General features: G+C 38.7%; 12 protein-coding genes. 8 read left to right on the top strand and 4 right to left on the bottom strand.

The window, feature by feature from the left end; genetic code table 11:
- Nucleotides 1-178: 178 nt before the first annotated feature.
- A complete protein-coding gene (gene dpdE / locus ANA_RS14160) occupies nucleotides 179-3,496 on the top strand; it encodes a protein DpdE (protein WP_015080743.1) in 3,318 nt (1,105 codons plus the stop codon).
- A 514-nt stretch (nucleotides 3,497-4,010) separates the two neighbouring features.
- Complete coding sequence (gene recA, locus ANA_RS14155) at nucleotides 4,011-5,084, top strand: recombinase RecA (RefSeq protein ID WP_015080742.1); 1,074 nt, start codon at nucleotides 4,011-4,013, stop codon at nucleotides 5,082-5,084.
- Nucleotides 5,085-5,214: 130 nt separating this feature from the next.
- Here the strand turns inward: recA and ANA_RS14150 are convergent, their stop codons facing one another.
- Nucleotides 5,215-5,850, bottom strand: a complete 636-nt coding sequence (locus ANA_RS14150) for an HAD-IA family hydrolase (RefSeq protein WP_041458072.1) — start codon at nucleotides 5,848-5,850, stop codon at nucleotides 5,215-5,217.
- On the bottom strand, nucleotides 5,825-6,799 hold the full coding sequence (gene queG, locus ANA_RS14145; protein WP_015080740.1) for a tRNA epoxyqueuosine(34) reductase QueG: 975 nt from the start codon (nucleotides 6,797-6,799) through the stop codon (nucleotides 5,825-5,827). Before queG ends, ANA_RS14150 begins: the two co-directional genes overlap by 26 nt.
- A gap of 442 nt (nucleotides 6,800-7,241) precedes the next feature.
- On the opposite strand from queG, the gene ANA_RS14140 reads away from it, so the two are divergent.
- Entirely contained in the window at nucleotides 7,242-9,428 is a 2,187-nt protein-coding gene (locus ANA_RS14140; RefSeq protein WP_015080739.1) for an HAD-IIB family hydrolase, read from the top strand.
- Between the two features lie 167 nt (nucleotides 9,429-9,595).
- A complete protein-coding gene (locus ANA_RS14135) occupies nucleotides 9,596-10,987 on the top strand; it encodes a malic enzyme-like NAD(P)-binding protein (protein ID WP_015080738.1) in 1,392 nt (463 codons plus the stop codon).
- Nucleotides 10,988-11,151: 164 nt separating this feature from the next.
- Here ANA_RS14135 and ANA_RS14130 read toward each other — a convergent pair whose 3' ends face one another.
- A complete protein-coding gene (locus ANA_RS14130) occupies nucleotides 11,152-12,387 on the bottom strand; it encodes a glycosyltransferase family 4 protein (protein ID WP_015080737.1) in 1,236 nt (411 codons plus the stop codon).
- 1,066 nt (nucleotides 12,388-13,453) lie between these two features.
- A complete protein-coding gene (locus ANA_RS14125; RefSeq protein ID WP_015080736.1) occupies nucleotides 13,454-14,050 on the bottom strand; it encodes a hypothetical protein in 597 nt (198 codons plus the stop codon).
- 185 nt (nucleotides 14,051-14,235) lie between these two features.
- Between ANA_RS14125 and ANA_RS14120 the strand changes: the two genes are divergently transcribed.
- From ANA_RS14120 to ANA_RS14105, 4 genes are all read left to right on the top strand, one after another.
- Nucleotides 14,236-14,859 carry a sigma factor-like helix-turn-helix DNA-binding protein gene (locus ANA_RS14120; protein ID WP_015080735.1) on the top strand — a complete coding sequence of 208 codons (624 nt, stop codon included), beginning with the start codon at nucleotides 14,236-14,238 and terminating at the stop codon, nucleotides 14,857-14,859.
- Nucleotides 14,860-14,943: 84 nt separating this feature from the next.
- Nucleotides 14,944-15,171, top strand: coding sequence for a hypothetical protein (locus ANA_RS14115; RefSeq protein WP_015080734.1), 228 nt, complete (start codon nucleotides 14,944-14,946; stop codon nucleotides 15,169-15,171).
- A gap of 238 nt (nucleotides 15,172-15,409) precedes the next feature.
- Complete coding sequence (locus tag ANA_RS14110; protein ID WP_015080733.1) at nucleotides 15,410-16,891, top strand: efflux RND transporter periplasmic adaptor subunit; 1,482 nt, start codon at nucleotides 15,410-15,412, stop codon at nucleotides 16,889-16,891.
- Nucleotides 16,892-16,900: 9 nt separating this feature from the next.
- The gene (locus tag ANA_RS14105; RefSeq protein ID WP_015080732.1) at nucleotides 16,901-18,118 is read left to right on the top strand and encodes an ABC transporter permease; all 1,218 of its coding nucleotides are present in this window, start codon (nucleotides 16,901-16,903) and stop codon (nucleotides 18,116-18,118) included.
- Nucleotides 18,119-18,129 lie beyond the last annotated feature (11 nt).

Here is an 18,129-nt window from a genome sequence, read left to right as displayed (position 1 = left end):
TATCACACATCATTTTATTTCATATTAACTATTAATAATTAATAAAAACCAACCTATGGTTATTCGATATCTTTTGTAACAGCAAGTTTTTTATGCAATAATCACTAATGCAGTGTGATTTTGCACAATTGTTTTTTCAGCAACATAATACAACAATAATTACAGCAAATAGTTGACTATGAATATGATACAGCTTGGTTCATTGGTGCATTCTCAGACAAATAATTTAGGAGTAGCAAAGGTAATTGATATATCTGATACAAAAGCAACAGTTGAGTATTTCTGTTCTGTTAGTCAACGCATATCCGAAACTTTCCTATTAAATGCCCTATCTCAAACCAAGCTACAACGTCAAACTCGATGCTATATCTGGCTAGAAAGCCAAGCTGTCTGGATAATAGGTAGAGTCTGGGCTTGGGATGAAGAAATTGAAGAATATGAAGTTCACTTACCTGATAAAAAAGTGATTTTTGTCAGCGAAGAGGAAATTTATGTGCGCTGCAATATTCCTCAAGCAAACCCCATGGAAACTTTGTCCATCAAAGCTCATGAAACACCCTACTTTTATGATAGACGATTGACCTTTGTGCAAGCCCTGATTTCCCAACGTGCTGTTTGTCGCGGAATGACAGGACTAATATCTGCAAATATTCAGCTTTATCCTCATCAAGTTGAAGTTGTGCGGCGGGTGCTAGAAGACCCTATACAACGCTATTTGTTAGCAGATGAGGTGGGACTGGGAAAAACCATTGAAGCTGGTGTAATTCTGCGCCAATACCTGTTAGATGAACCAAAAGGGCGGGCAGTAATTATAGTTCCCCAATATTTAGTGGCGCAATGGCGACAAGAATTAGAACAAAAATTTTATCTTTCCCATTTTCCTAAGCGAGTAGCCATCATTACTATTGATGAACTTCAGAAAATTAATCCCAGAGTAAAAGTTGATTTTGTGATTATAGATGAAGCTCATCATATTGCAGCTTTGGCAAATTCTCAAAATTCTGGAGAACGTCAAATATTTGAACTTTGTAAACATATTGCCCATAAAAGCGATCGCTTACTTTTATTATCTGCAACTCCTGTACTCAGTAATGAGAGAGATTTTTTGGCAATGTTACATCTACTTGATCCTGACACCTATCACCTCAATGATTTAGTTGGGTTTCGCGCCAGAGTGGAAAATCGTCAACAGATTGGTAAACTTCTTTTCTCTTTTAAAGAAGGTGTAAATCCTTTTGTGATCAAATCTAATATTAAGCTGCTGCGTAGCCTATTTGCAGAAGATAAATATTTATTAAGTTTGGCGAATGATTTGGAAAATTGTTTACAAACAAAAGCCACGGAAACAGATGCAATTATTCAGTCTATTCGCATCCATATCAGCGAAACCTATCGTTTACATCGGCGAATGTTACGTAACCGTCGGGCTTCGGTAGAAGATGTTATTTTTGACAGAAATATTGTTCCTCAAGAAGAATATGATTTAGACGAGCGAGCAATTGATATTCACGAACTTCTTGATCAATGGCGTTCTCTTGCACCTCATCAACAGGAATATCAGCGGATTTATCTACTATTTTTCCTAGCATCTGGGACTTGGTTAGGAATCTTAGAACAGGTAATTACAGCACGTCAAGGTAATAAGAACCAGTTACAAAAACTTGTGCAGGAGTTTGGAGAAAAAGATATCAATATCTTGATGCAAACACAAAAGTTTGCAGGTGAAGAGGAGATTTTAACATCCTTACTGAAAACGATTCAACAACGTGCAGAAGAAGGAGAAAGGATCGATCATTTACAAACAATGCTGTTAAATCAGTTGGGTATTTATTTCAAACTACCGCCATCTGTGCGTCGAAATAAGCAAGATCTACTCACAAAAATACAGCAGAGAATTCGTAGGCCTGTTTCTGATGATATTCTCCCTAAATTTGTTATCTTTACAAGTTTTGGACAAACCTGCACAGAAATTGTCCGCTATTTAATTCAGACCTTTGGAGAAACAGCAGTAGTTAGTCATCAAATTGGGGAATCAAGAGCAAAGCTAGAGAAGAATTTAACTGATTTCCAGAATAACCCAAATTGCTTTATTCTTGTATGCGATCGCTCTGGGGAAGAAGGACATAATCTCCAGTTTGCAGACTGGTTAATTCACTTTGATATTCCCTTATCAACTAACCGTTTAGAACAAAGAATCGGCAGACTTGATCGCATTGGGAGTAAAATCAATTTCCAATCTTGTGTATTTCTGGGTATTTATTCAGAAGATAGTCCTCATAATGCTTGGTTTCAACTATTAAAAAATGGTTTTAATATCTTTCAGCAATCAATTGCGAGTTTGCAGTTTTATATAGATAAAAAACTGCCAGAATTAGAAACAACCTTGTTTGAATTGAGTGCTGCGGGAATATTAGCAATGGTTGAGCCACTCCAGGAACAAATCCAAGGAGAACTATTGAAGATTAATGAACAATATGCAATTGATGAAATTGATGCCCTTGATGATAATGCAACAGAATATTTTCAAACATTAGATGATGATGATGCTTGTCATCAACGAATGCAGCAAGCAACTGAAGCTTGGATTTGCCAAACCATCAACTTTCGGCGGAGTTTAGATGTGAATAAAGAAGGAGTAATTAGCTATTATCCTGATAAAAATACCTTGATATCATTAGATGAACTAAAAACTCATTTCGCAGCTTGTACAAATAATATCGGCACTTTCAACCGCAGAGTTGCTAACAGAAGTACCCAAGTTAATCTTTATCGAATTGGTGAAAGATTTATTGACTCCCTATCATCTTATATTCATTGGGATGATCGAGGACAATGCTTTGCAATGTGGAGATTTGCACCATCTTGGGATGCTAGTCCAGGGAGGGAATGGTTTGGTTTTCAATTCAACTATGTCATCGAAACCAACTTAGCCAAATGTGTTAAAAACCCCGCTCAATTAAAAACCATCCAAAGATTAGCAGACGGACTATTTGCACCCAGTTTAGAAACCATATTTATTGATGCTCGTCATGAACCTATGAGCATTGTCGAAGACGTAGAACTACTGGAAATATTACAAACTCCTTATCAAGCTAAAGGTAGTCCCTATCGAGATTACAACTTAGCTAAAAATCGCCTATCTATTCTTGATGATTTTGTTGAATCTAGTCAATGGGCTGATTTTTGTTGTCGTGCTAGTAATTCCAGTTTAAATCTCTTATCTCAACGTCCAGATTTTCAAGAATTGTGCGAAAAAAGTGCTAAACGTGCCGAAGAAAAGCTTGGTAAAAGATTAGAACAACTTCGTTTAAGGATTAATAGATTTAATCAAGAACAGCAAATTAATGATCCACTATTACAGCAAGAACTTTTGCAAGAAACAGCATTAAACCAAGAAATTATTGCCGGAATTAGACAACCACATATTCGCTTAGATTCTGTGGGTTTTATCATTGTTTCTGGACAAAATTTACAGCTAAATCAGGAAGGTGAATAATGACAGATTGATTTGTGATAACTTAAATACTCCATTGGTTAATAACCCTTTTCTGTCACTCTCCGAGTATAATGAATAAAAGGATCAGCAAATAAAACTCTACAAGGCAGGTGGAGCAATGGATGTAGAATTACAAATCTTAAAGCATTTGGCAAGAGATGCCCAGCCAACAGTGAGAGTTATAGATGAATATTGTGCAGAGTATAAGAACCTTTACTGCTTGGATTTAATCAGCTTATTGATGCAATGAATGGATTTCTTCCCTTTTATTCTTCTGGATAATTTAGTTCATTTACTACTTGTTTAATTCGGAGAGTGACAGAAGAGGGTTAGTCAGTCTTTCGCAATTCTCAATCTAAAATGCTATAATCTTTCAGCGATCGCCTTAGGAGCTTGGCAAACCTAAATTTTGTAAATATTCCTAATTGGCACACTTTCCGGTTAGGATAGTATATCCGTTCTATTAAAACTCCCGTCCCAGTAATTTTGAAAAATCCTATACTTAGAGGCAAGAATGGCAGCTAATACCGAGACTTCTGGCAAGCAAAAAGCGTTAAATATCGTCCTGGGACAAATTGAGCGCAGCTTCGGGAAAGGAGCAATTATGCGCCTGGGTGATGCCACCCGCATGAAGGTAGAAACAATATCCACCGGGGCGCTCACCCTAGATTTAGCTTTAGGTGGTGGTTTACCTAAAGGACGGGTAATCGAAATCTACGGACCAGAAAGTTCTGGGAAAACTACCGTCGCCCTTCATGCCCTCGCAGAAGTGCAGCGAAATGGCGGTATTGCCGCATTTGTAGATGCTGAACACGCCCTAGATCCTACCTATGCCGCTGCGTTGGGTGTAGATATTGACAACTTACTTGTTTCCCAACCAGACAATGGCGAATCAGCATTAGAAATAGTTGACCAACTTGTGCGTTCTGCGGCTGTTGATATTGTTGTTATTGACTCCGTTGCCGCTTTAGTTCCCCGCGCTGAAATTGAAGGGGATATGGGGGATATTCACGTAGGTTTACAAGCTCGGTTAATGAGTCAAGCCCTACGGAAAATTACTGGTAATATTGGTAAATCTGGATGCACAGTTATTTTTATTAACCAGTTGCGGCAAAAAATCGGTGTCACCTATGGTAGTCCAGAAACTACAACGGGTGGTAATGCGCTGAAATTTTACGCTTCCGTGCGCTTGGATATTCGCAGAATTCAAACTTTGAAAAAAGGAACTGATGAATTTGGCAACCGGGTCAAAGTCAAAGTAGCGAAAAATAAAGTGGCACCACCTTTTAGAATTGCCGAATTTGACATTATCTTTGGCAAAGGAGTTTCTACCATTGGTTGTTTAGTGGATATAGCCGAAGAAACTGGTGTTCTTCTTCGTAAAGGTGCTTGGTATAGCTACAGTGGTGAAAATATTTCCCAAGGTCGAGATAACGCGATTAAATATTTAGAAGAAAAACCCGAATTTGCGGCCAAAGTTAAGGAACAAGTTCTGGAAAAACTCGATAAGGGGGCTGTAGTTTCCGCTAATTCTGTAGTTCAACCTCATGACGTTGAAGAGGAAGAAGAGATTGAATTAGAGGAATAGATATTGGGCGAAGGGAATTTGCTACTACACAAGCAAAGTCCACCTGCGTGGACTAATCAAAATTAAATATCTCCAACCTACGCAGGTAGGTTTTGTCTGTGTAGCTGCGACTTCTAGTCGCCCATTCCTCTTAACAGCTTTTAATTACATCTAGTAATTCACGAGGATGATGAATTAAGAAATCTGGGTTTTGTTTACCTAGGGCTTCGGAAGAATTAAACCCCCAACTGACTGCAACCACTTTGATATTAGCTTTTTTGGCAGATTCTACATCTCTAGTTTCATCTCCTACATAAATTACTACTTCTGGTTTGAACTGTTTTTGCCGTAACACATTATTAATAATTGTGGTTTTACCAAAAATAGTGACTCCTGAATAAATAAAGTCAAACAAATAATCTAAATTATGGAACTTGAGAAATTGATTGACATTTTCTTGAGAGTTAGAAGTAATGATTCCCAGGTGATAACCTTGATTATGGAGTTCTATTAATGCGGCATTAATTCCCTCAATAGGTGTTAATTCTGGGATTTTATGTTTTAATTCTCCTTTGACTTTTTTAACCATAAAAGGAATTTTGAATAGGGAAACACCAGAATATTTAATAATTTCTCTGGCTGTTAAATTTCTGAGGAGAACTAGTTCTTGCGAATTAATCGGCACATATCCAAATTCCAGGGCTAAACGATTGGCAATAGTTACAAGAGCATCTACTGTATCCGCAATCGTCCCATCAAAATCAAAAATTATTACTTTCTGGGTCATTATTATGCCTGGATTTGTCAAGATTAGCGCGAGCATTACGTCGTAACATTTCCGGTTTAATGCGTCGCAAGGCTGATGCGGTGAATCTTTTATCCCACTCCTCGTTTGATATTTGGGCTAATTCTACCAGCTTGGGGGCTAAATTTCCAGGATAGGGTTGAAAATCAGTGACATCAGTGGCTTGAGCAAATCGCTGATTCCAAGGACAAACATCTTGACAAATATCACAACCTGCTACCCATCCTTGTAAATGAGGTGTAATGTTTGTGGGTAATTCCTCTGCCCGGTTTTCAATTGTATGATAGGCAATACAGCGATTAGCATCTACTACAAATGGTTCAGTAATTGCACCTGTAGGACAAGCTTGCAAACAACGAGTACAAGTTCCACAATGTTGGGTAGATGGGCGATCGCATTCTAGTGCCAAATTGGTTAATATTTCTGCCAAAAACACCCAAGATCCATATTTCCTGGTAATAACGTTCCCATTTTTAGCAATCCAACCAATGCCGGCTTTTTGCGCCCAAACTTTATCTTGGACTGGCCCTGTATCTGCATAATAACGGGCTTTGACATTTTCGCCCAGGGATTCTAGCCAAATAGCCAATTCCTTCAGCTTTTTGTGCATCACTCGATGATAATCCCGTCCCCAGGCATAACGGGAAATTTTCCCGTATTCATCCCCCTGCGGCCGTTCCTGGGGAGTATAATAATTCAATGCTACAGATATGAGCGATCGCACTTCTGGCATAACTAAACTAATATCCTCACGTTTGGGATTTTTCATCCATTCCATGTCAGCGTGATAACCCATTTTTAGCCAAGCTTGCAATTTTTCTGTCTCTGTTCTCTCTAAATTACCGACAGCAGCAATACCCACTTCGTGAAATCCCAACTCTTTGGCTTTTGCTTTCACTACTGCGCTGCTAATTGATGTACATTCATTCATTTTTTTAGGGGAAATTTAGCTCAAACTCCAGAAATTGCCAACACATTGTTTGGTAACACATTTCTCAATATGGGACAGGACAATTGGTAATTTATTTGTGGCTACACATAAGATTTTAATTGATTGGGGATTAAAAAATCCCTAAACCAATCAATTTTGTAGGGGGACAACCCCCTGTGGTTGCCCCAAATACTGGGGTAGGCACAGGGGCACTACCCCTACTGAGTCGGAAATTTCACAACCACACCACCAATTTGCTCAACTTTGTATTTAATGGTGCTGCGTAACATTCCCGAACCGATATCAAGAATTGACTTGTTCATGATCCTGATCTTGACGCTGACGGAAAAACCTGTAACCTTTAGTGCATTAGTGGTGATATAACTATAATAAATCAGGCAAAAATGTTGGATTTATTGCTAATAATGGAGGAATCAGCACTGTGTCAAACAACTCAGGGTTGTATATTTTACTCGTCAGCGTTCATGGTTTAATTCGCGGTAATAATCTAGAGTTAGGCAAAGATGCTGATACTGGTGGGCAAACCAAATACGCAGTTGAACTTGCTTGCACATTAGCTAAAAATCCCCAAGTAGCAAGAGTTGACTTAGTAACGCGGTTGGTAAATGACCCAAAAGTTAGCCCTGATTATGCTCAACCAGTAGAAATTCTCGCAGATAAAGTCCAAATTGTTCGTATTGCCTGTGGTCCCAAACGCTACCTCCGCAAAGAAGTTCTCTGGCCACATTTAGATACCTTTGCAGATGAATTGCTCAGACATATTCGCAAAGTTGGCAAAATTCCCCATATTATTCATACACATTATGCTGATGCCGGATACGTGGGTTCTAGAGTTGCTGGTTGGCTAGGAATACCTCTAGTCCATACAGGTCACTCTCTGGGACGCATCAAGCAACAAAGATTATTAGAACATGGTACTAAACAGAAAACTATTGAAGATAATTTTCACATCAGTACCAGAATTGAAGCTGAAGAAATTACCCTTGGTAGTGCAGCTTTAGTTATAGCCAGCACTCATCAAGAGGTTGAAGAACAATACAGCGTTTACGATCACTATCAACCAGAACGCATGGTAGTTATCCCCCCAGGTGTCACCTTAGAGCGTTTTTACCCAGCCCCGGATAATTGGCAAAATCCACCTATTCAAAAGGAATTAGAAAAGTTTCTCAAAGACCTGCAAAAGCCGATAATTATGGCGATTTCTCGCCCGGCTATCCGGAAAAATGTCAGTAGTCTCATTAAGGCTTATGGGGAAGATCCCGAATTGCGCCAATTAGCCAATCTGGTACTAATACTAGGCAAACGAGAGGATATTTTGGCGATGGAATCGGGTCCGCGTCAGGTATTTGTGGAGATATTACAGTTAATAGATCGCTACGATCTTTATGGTCATATTGCTTATCCTAAACATCATAATGCTGATGATGTGCCAGATTTATACCGGCTCACGGCAAAAACCCAAGGAGTATTTATCAACCCAGCCCTGACAGAGCCATTTGGACTGACATTAATTGAGGCTAGTGCCTGTGGTGTGCCGATCATTGCTACGGCTGATGGTGGTCCAAGGGATATTCTCGCTGCTTGTCAGAATGGATTATTGATTGATCCTTTGAATATTCAAGATATCCAAAATGCTTTGCAAGCATCTCTCACCAATCCAGAACAATGGCAACAATGGTCTAAAAATGGCATGATTAATGTTTGTCAACATTTCTCTTGGGATAGTCACGTAGAGCAGTATTTAGAGCAAGTCCGTCAATTATTGCCCCAAAAACGCATTCAATCTCTGTTGAGTCCTCTGGTTAAATCTCCCGCAGATGAACATCCAGATTGGAATGTACCAGATACCAATCATTTACCAACGGCTGATCGGTTTCTAGTTTGCGAAATTGATCATACTCTATTAGGTGATGAGGAAGCTTTAGAAAAGTTAATTCAGAGAATTCGTGATCAAGGGAATACAACTGGAGTGAGTATTGCCACCGGGCGCAGTCTCAAAAGTACATTAAGTATGTTAGAGGAATGGCGTTTCCCTCTGCCAGATTTGTTGATTACATCAGCGGGAAGTGAGATCTACTACGGTCCCCAGATAGTCACAGATACAAGTTGGCAAAGGCACATTGCCTATAATTGGCGACGGTCAGAAATTCGCAAAGTCATGCAGGATATACCTGGGGTGGAATTGCAACCTCCTGATGCTCAGGGTAAGTTTAAGATTAGCTATTTTGTGGATGAGACGAAATCACCTAGTTTTCGAGAAATTACCCGCCGTCTGCGCCAACATCGCCTCCATGTCAAAGGATTTTATAGCCATAATATGTATCTAGATTTAGTGCCTATTCGCGCTTCTAAAGGAGATGCTATCCGTTATGCTGCTTTAAAATGGGGTTTACCTGTTCACCGTTTCTTGGTTGCTGGGGCTTCAGGTAATGATGAATCAATGTTAGCTGGTAATACTCTGGCAGTTGTGGTGGGAAATCACAGCCAAGAAATTGAGAAGCTGCGAGGTTTGCCACAAATTTACTTTGCTGGGGGAAATTATGCTTGGGGGATTTTAGAAGCTTTAGATCATTATGACTTTTTCGGTAACTTATCACCAACACCATAACCGTCTTGGTACTTATTTCATCCATATTTATCGGCGTTTATCGGCGTTTATCAGCGTTCGATAATTCTTAAAATCTAATTAATTTGGATCCCACGGTTTTTTTGTGAAAATAAAATTTCCCGTAGCAATACAATATAAAATCTAAAATTTAAAATCGAAATAGCACCATGACAAATCTTACTCCTAATTCTAGTTTTAGTGTTACCCTGCGGTTACAGATTCCCAATCGAGTGGGGATGTTAGCATCTGTTACCCAAGCGATCGCTGCCACTGGTGGTAATCTCGGACAAATTGATTTAATTGAACAAAGCCGTCAAGAATCTACCCGTGATATTACAGTTGATGCCGCGAGTACGGAACACGCGGAAACCATTGTCCAAGCGGTAAAGGAATTACCAGATATTCAGGTAATTGATGTTTATGACCGCACCTTTAATTTACATCGCGGTGGTAAAATCAGTATTGTCAGTAGAATTCCGCTCAAAAGTGTTTCTGATTTAGCAATGGCTTACACTCCAGGAGTGGGGCGGATTTGTAAAGCGATCGCTGAAAATCCCGAAGAAGTGTACAATCTAACAATCAAACAGAACACGGTGGCGATCGTCACTGATGGCAGTGCAGTCCTCGGTTTGGGCAATTTGGGACCAGCAGCCGCTTTACCAGTCATGGAAGGAAAAGCCATGCTGTTTAAGGAGTTTGCTGGACTGGATGCTTTTCCCATCTGTTTAGATACTCAAAATACAGATGAGATTGTCAAAGCAGTTAAAAATATTGCCCCCGTATTTGGTGGTGTGAATTTAGAAGATATCGCTGCACCGCGCTGTTTTGAAATTGAAAAAAGACTGCGAGCCGAATTAAATATCCCCATTTTTCACGATGACCAACATGGGACAGCCATTGTCACCTTAGCAGCATTATTTAATTCTCTCAAACTTATCCAAAAATCCATTGCAGATATCCGCATTGTGATTAATGGTGCTGGTGCGGCGGGGATTGCGATCGCTCGGTTACTCCGCAAAGCCGGTGCAGAAACCATTTTGATGTGTGATTCTCAGGGGATTATTTCCACCAATCGTCCTGATTTGACCGCTGAAAAACTGGAATTTGCTGTTAAAGCCCAAGGAACTTTAGCCGGTGCAGTCCAAGGTGCAGATGTCTTCATTGGTGTCAGCGCACCGGGAGTTTTAACACCAGAAATGGTTCAGGGAATGACGAAGGATGCAATTGTGTTTGCAATGGCTAATCCCATTCCCGAAATTCAGCCAGAATTAGTGCCTAGAAACGTCACTGTTATGGCTACGGGTCGAAGTGACTACCCCAACCAAATCAATAACGTCCTGGCGTTTCCTGGGGTGTTTCGTGGGGCTTTAGATTGTCGGGCTAGGACGATTACTACTAATATGTGTTTACAAGCTGCCAGTGCGATCGCTTCTTTAGTTAAACCTGCGGATTTGAATCGAGAGCATATTATCCCTTCTGTTTTTGATAAGCGGGTGGCTACTGCTGTGGCTGCTGCTGTCCAACAAGCCGCACGGGAAGAAGGTATTGCTCAAAATTAATTAATTTGTGGAATGGCCAGCGTTCGACGGTTCGACTCAGACTGCGACATCATCTAAGTTGAACGCTTCACCGAACGCCTGACGGTTCTAGGAATGTAATAAAACGCGCCTAACTATTACCTATTGCTATGGAAGCACAGTTAGTTTTGTTTTATGTGCTGACATTAGTTCAACAAACAAGAATAGGAAGACTCAGGAGTATATAACCAGCGATGATAGTTTTTCCGTTTCGCTAATTCCTTACCTTGACGGCCAAGTTTTTCCCGTAACTGTGAATCTTGGCACATCCGATTGAAAGTTTGCAAAACTTCATAACCAGAATCTTGATTTACTAATAAGCCATTTTCTTCATGATGAACCGCATCTAAAACACTACCCAAGCGGGAAGCAATGACAGGTTTACCAAAGTAACCAGCTTCTAAATAAACTACACCAAAGTTATCTGTGGTTGCATCTTCATAATTATCGGAATTCAACATCGCAAAAATATCACAGGCTGCATAATAACCAGCTAAATTGCGTTCTGGTACATAACCAGCGAAATGTACCCGTTTATCTATTCGTAACCTTTCCGCTTGAGATTTTAGCTGAGTTTCACAATTTCCTTCACCGCAAATAATGCAATGAACATCCACACCAATAGTTAGTAATACGGGAATATTGTCTATCACTCGATCAAAGTTTTTATATTTAACCAAGTTACCAACAGAAAGAATTACAATTGCTGTTTCCGAAATATTGTAAGTCTGACGGATGCGGTTACGTAAAACATTAATATGACTAAGACTAGTAGGATTACCAAATCTTTCTGGCCTCACTACCGGATTAATTACATGAGTAGGTGTATCTAAACGAAAAGTATTTCTTAAAGAATTCCGAATATAAGAACTATTACAAACAATTCCATCAGCACGTGTGAGAGTTAATTTTAACAGCCATCTCCACAACGGGTTATTAACTGTACGTGATAAATCATTACCATGTAAATAGATAAAAAAGCGAATTGGTAAAATATAACTGAGTACCAACACCGCTGGGAAATCATAACCATGACACCATTCAATGTAGCGGTAATGATAGCGAAAATATAATTTAATAGCTAGTAGCAAAGAGCAAATAATATTGAAACCAGATTGACAAATATTTCCTAACCAGTTATCACACCAAGCCGGAAAATGAAACCAACGATAAACTGGAAATTGCTGAGATTTATCAAATTTTTTATCTCCATGACAACCACCAGCTAAGACAATTACCCGATCTGGATCTTGTAAACAACGATTATAGACATATTCACCAATTACAGCCTCTTCTGGGCGGAATATTCGGGAAATAACCAGAATATCTGGGTAAGCTGTTTTATCTCTAACTTGTGACCCTAGTTGTGATATATTTTCCATAATTAAGCTTGATAAATTAACTGGAATTAGGGCATTATCTTAAATTCAATAAAAGGCTTTTACTTCTGTATGGGTTTAGCACTGCTAAATTCCCACTGAATTCTGCTGTATATAGAAATAGGATTTTTAGATTCTGTTGATTCAAAAAAAATCTCATCCCTCTCTTAAATATTAAATTTGTGAGCATTCAGATTTGTCAGAATAATCACGAATTTTAGAGTTAGCTTGAGTTATTTTTCTAAGATATCACTTCTCTCTATTCTTGATTTAATAAGTATTCTGAGTTCTTCTAGAAATGATCAAACACATGGTTAACAAAACTATCAAATTATCACTTATTTTGCTGCCAATTATCGGTTAATTTTCTGGAATTTATCAGTGATAGATGAGTTATCTACATAATCAAATATAGTCATAATTTATCAATTATCTTCCCAAGAGATTACTCAGAAACTACTCGGAAAATTGTTAAATCTAACTATTCTCTCTAGAATACTCTAAATATGGGCTATTTTTGTGCCAAATCGCCAGAAAATATGAGTAATTTGGGAATCTGAGTCATAGCATTTATTTCCATTATTTTCACCGTTGCTACTGACATATTTTTTATCATTTGTTAAGGTATCAATTATTGCATTTACTTCATGTTAAATTTGAATACCTCTAACTGGTAATCATAGATATATAGAATCTTTCAGCTATCAGTAAAAAGTAAAACCCCCTAAGAGGATGTTTGAAAAGTTTTGGATAGACTGACCCCTCTCCAAACCTCTCCCCTGCAAGGGGAGAGGCTTTAAAACCCCCATTCCCTTGCAGGGAAGGGGGGTAGGGGGGTTAGGTTTTTGGAGATTACGGGTTTGATATAATACTTTTCAAACAACCTCTAAAATATAGGTGCTAAATATTCCAACTCTATCCGGAAAAATCTGTTAGCAACAAAATTATTCATAGAAAAAATTTGGATTGGTTCAAACAATCTTGTTTAGATGATTATCAACTGTTTAGGTAGGTAACAGGGAGATAAAAAATATTCAGGGTGCGTCAGGAAAACCCAACACACCCATGACTAATTAGCAACTTCAGCCATTTCAATGACGCGCCCTTCATAATCCTTAACTAAAAAATTCAAAGGCTTTTGGTTGCGAATTTTAAACTTTAAACCCCTGACTTCTACCCGCATTAAAATTAATTCTAGACAATCATGATCAAAGCAAACATGACGATGCTGATCTTTTTTGCCTAAACTTGCACCAGTGATAATATGTAATTGAGTATTTTTCTTGAGTTGATACCACAGCCCGTCATTACCATTATTCATGGTGTTATTAGACCAACTGGGACTAGCGGACATATATAGCGGATCAATACCTGTTGCACCGATAGTTTGCTCGTAGTTGTAATAATAGTGCAAAGGGACTTCCGCCACTGGCAAATCTAGCAAACCTGCATATAACTGTCGGGCAACTTCTAAATCTGATACCATGACAGTATAAACTTTAGGTGCGCTACTCAAAAACATCCACATAGCGCCCGCGTAAGCTGCCAGCAGCATAATCATAATCCCCTGGGTGGAGAACAGGCTATCCAAGGGTAGGGAAGGCAAAAACGAGCCGAAAGTTAGTGGACTTAGCAGGAACATTAGGGAACTAGCTTCTATAACCATGAACAAACAAGATCACAATAAAGGAGACGCTTTTAGTTGTCAGTTAAGACTAACATTAAGTCCTAGTTTCTAGTTTATCAATAGTCTGGTTGTCTGACATTGACAAATTAACTGACTTGCAAATATTGTTAGCTATCACATCACCATTCCCTGGTATATTTTAACAGTTATCTAGTCCAGAGATTGTGCAAATTCCCCACTTTCCCGAAGCTAATCACCCATTAGTGAAGTCGCTATTTCACCACAGTGATCAAGAACTACTGAGTCTATTTCAGCAATATCCTGATTATGGCAAGTATTTTACGGTGATTTTCTGCCGTTATAGCCCCATAGTTTACACCTTAATTCGGCATTCAGCGCGATCGCCTGTGCGAGCTGATTATTTGTTTGCTCTGATTTGGCGCAATATATATTATGAACTAGGTGGACTGAATTTAAACCAAGCAGCGACAGAGACGGAATCCTTAACCTTACAAAATTGGTTAATTAATATCACGGCATTCCATATTAATGAGATTAAACTACCACCCACTGAAGCTATTCATTATTCTCTCAAGGATACATCACCACCGCTATGGTGCTATGTAGAACGGGCATTAGATCAACTCCCACCAAGATCACGATTAATCGTCTTAATGGCACAAACTTTCCACTGGAGTGAAACCAGAATTGCTGCATATTTGCAAGCTGAAGGAGAACAAATTTCCCCCGCTGAAGTAGCAAGTTCTCTCCAGGAAGGTTATCTGATGCTAGAAGATAAATTACCTGCTGATATTCGGGCTATTTACTTAGGCGAGGCTGGGATTTAGTTCTAACTTTAGCTATAATAATCACAATAGCTCATCTACTGTCCAAAACCAAAGGGAAAATGCTAGGGCTGAATTTCTCAGATAATGTTACAAAACCGTGTCGCAATTACAGAAGTAAATAAAAATCCCGCAGAAGATTTAAAATATTTAGTCTTCTCTGGGGAAATCTCTGAAAACATGGGTAACTTTACCAAAGCCAAGGCTTTATATAAACAAGCTATTTCCATAGCCCAGAAATTAGAAGATAGCAAGCAACAAAGTTTATTAGTTTATAAAATTAATAGTCAAAATCCCAGATTCCCGACTTCTTGAAGAAGTCGGGGATCTAGAAGTCGGGGATCTATCTAAATTAAATTAAAAAATAGGAAATAAGTCATGATCACGAATCAAAGAGAAATATGATAGTATAACTAGGAGAGAGATAGAAATTTATAAAATAGAAATTGAAAATTCACCTAATCAGGTGATGAATTAGATAAATCAAATGATTATCATAGATTCTCAACTATAGAATATTCTTGCTAACTTCTATTCCTAACCTTTTTTGATCATGATTTTTTACATAGAAATTCCCTTTATTGGCAAAAAAGTTAAATATCCATTCCGTTGGTTAATGGGTTTAATAGCTAGTGGTGTTTTAATTGTGGGAACAACAGCCACTATTCAAACCATCCAGCAAAAAAATAAACCGCTAGATGTGACTAAATTAACTGTTCCTGTAGAGGCAAAAAGCGTAACTGTCCGCATTACTGCTAGTGGGAAAGTTCAACCAGTTCAAAGTGTAAATATTAGTCCTAAAAGTCCAGGACTTTTGGCAGATTTAAATGTGGAACAGGGAGATACTGTCAAGCAAGGACAAATAATTGCTCGCATGGATAATTCGGAAATTAAAATGCGAATTCTCCAGTACCAAGCTAATTTAGCACAAGCAAAGGCACAATTAGCAGAAAGCGAAGCCGGCAGTCGTCCCGAAGAAATTGCCCAAGCAAAAGCCCGTGTAGACCAAGCACAGGCACAATTAGCGATTATTCGAGATGGTAATCGGTTACAGGAAATTCAACAAGCACAGGCTCAAGTTGACTCGGCAAAAGCTTCTGTAGCACTTACCCAATCCAGAGTTAAACGTTATCAAGATTTAGCTAAAGATGGGGCTATTTCCCAAGATAGTTTAGAACAATATGTCAGTGAAAATAGTAAGGCCAAGGCTAATTTAGAAGAAGCACAACGCCGATTATCTTTACTGAAAGTGGGCAACCGCAACCAAGATATTCAAAAGCAAGCAGCAATTGTTAATCAGGAAAAGGAAGGATTACGAAAATTAGAAAATGGTAATCGTCCCCAAGAAATTGCTAGATTAAAAGCAGCAGTAGCTAGTGCGGAAGCTCAGTTAAAACAACAACAAGTTCAATTAGAAGATACCATTATTCGCGCTCCTTTTTCGGGAATTGTCACTCAGAGATATGCGACGGTGGGAGGTTATGTTAGTCCAGCAATTTCCGCTTCTAGTAATGCTTCTGCCACTTCAACTTCTATAGTAGCTTTGGCAAAAGGTTTAGAAGTTTTAGCAAATGTTCCTGAAGTAGATATATCCCAAATTAAACAGCAACAAAAAGTGGAAATTACCATTGATGCCTATCCTGAAGAAGTTTTTCAGGGACAGGTACGTTTGATTGCTCCCGAAGCGGTAGTTGATCAAAATGTCACATCATTTCAGGTGCGCGTGGCGATTAAAACGGGGGCTGAAAAACTGCGTTCAGGGATGAATGTCAGTGAAGTCACATTTCTTGGCAATAATATCAAAGATGCGCTGTTAATACCCCAGGAATTAATTGTTACCCAAAAGGGAAAAACTGGAGTTTGGTTATTAGGTGAAAAAAATAAACCTCAATTTCGTCTTGTGACAATTGGCGCGAATATTGATAACCAAATTCAGGTTTTAGATGGTCTTAAAGCCGGAGATCGGGTATTTATTGATCTGCCTAAAACGAAGGAAAAAGAGAAAATAGAACAGGGAAAAGAAAATAAAAAATAAGCACAAATTATGGACATTTTAGAAAGTGTAAAAATGGCAACTACTACCTTATTAGCTAATAAGTTGCGAAGTAGTTTAACTATGTTGGGAATTATTATTGGCAATGCTTCCGTTATTGCCATGATTGGCATTGGAGAAGGCGCACAAACACTGGCAACTAAGCAATTTGCATCATTAGGACCGAATACCTTATTTATTATCCCTGGGAGTCCAGGTAGTCGGGGAAGGGTGACAACAATGCCCAGAACTTTAGTTTTACAAGATGCTAAAGCGATCGCTAAACAAGTCCGTGCAGTTAAAGAAGTTGCTCCAGAAATTAATAACAGAACTACAATTACTTATAGAAATAGAAATACAACTAGTACAGTTATTGGCACTACTCCTAATTATATAACAGTTCGTAATGTGGAAATTAAAGAAGGCAGGTTTTTTAATGACTTCGATATTAAACGTAATAAGAGAGTAGCAGTATTAGCTCCAGATTTAGCCAACAAACTCTTTGATAATCAAAATCCTGTTGGTCAAAAAATCCGCATTCAAAATACTACTTTTCAGGTGATTGGCTTAACAGTAGCTAAAGGTTCTTCCTTTGGCAGTAACAGTGATGATACAGTTTTTATTCCTATCAACACTATGTTTAGTCGGTTAGTGGGGAGAACATCCCCTTTTGGTATTAATGTTTCTTTAATTTCTGTATCTGCTCAAGATGAAAATAGCATCTCAGCAGCAGAATTTCAAATGACAAATTTACTCCGTCGTCGGCACAAAATTGTCCGTGAAGATGATTTTACTATTCAAAGCCAAAAAAATATCTTGGAAATTACCAATACAATTACCAGTGGCTTGACACTAATGTTAGCTGCGGTTGCTAGTATTTCCTTATTTGTGGGTGGGATTGGGATTATGAATATTATGCTAGTTTCTGTCACCGAACGTACTCAAGAAATCGGACTGCGTAAAGCTATTGGTGCAACTCAAGAAGATATTCTTTTGCAATTCATGATTGAAGCCGTGATATTATCAGTAGCTGGTGGTGTAATCGGCATTGCTTTAGGCGGTGGTAGTATTATTTTAGTGGGTATCCTTACCCCATTACAGGCGGCAATTTCACCAAGTGCAGTTTTATTAGCTGCTAGTGTTTCTGGTGGGATTGGTTTATTTTTTGGTGTAGTTCCTGCCCGTCGTGCCGCTCAACTTGATCCAATGGTGGCACTAAGAACGGCGTAAAAAAATTTAAA

It is taken from the genome of Anabaena sp. 90, assembly GCF_000312705.1.
In the GTDB taxonomy this organism is placed as follows: Bacteria; Cyanobacteriota; Cyanobacteriia; order Cyanobacteriales; family Nostocaceae; genus Dolichospermum; species Dolichospermum lemmermannii.
The sequence above is the reverse complement of the archived record's forward strand: the minus strand, read 5'-3'. Positions and strand labels throughout refer to the sequence as shown.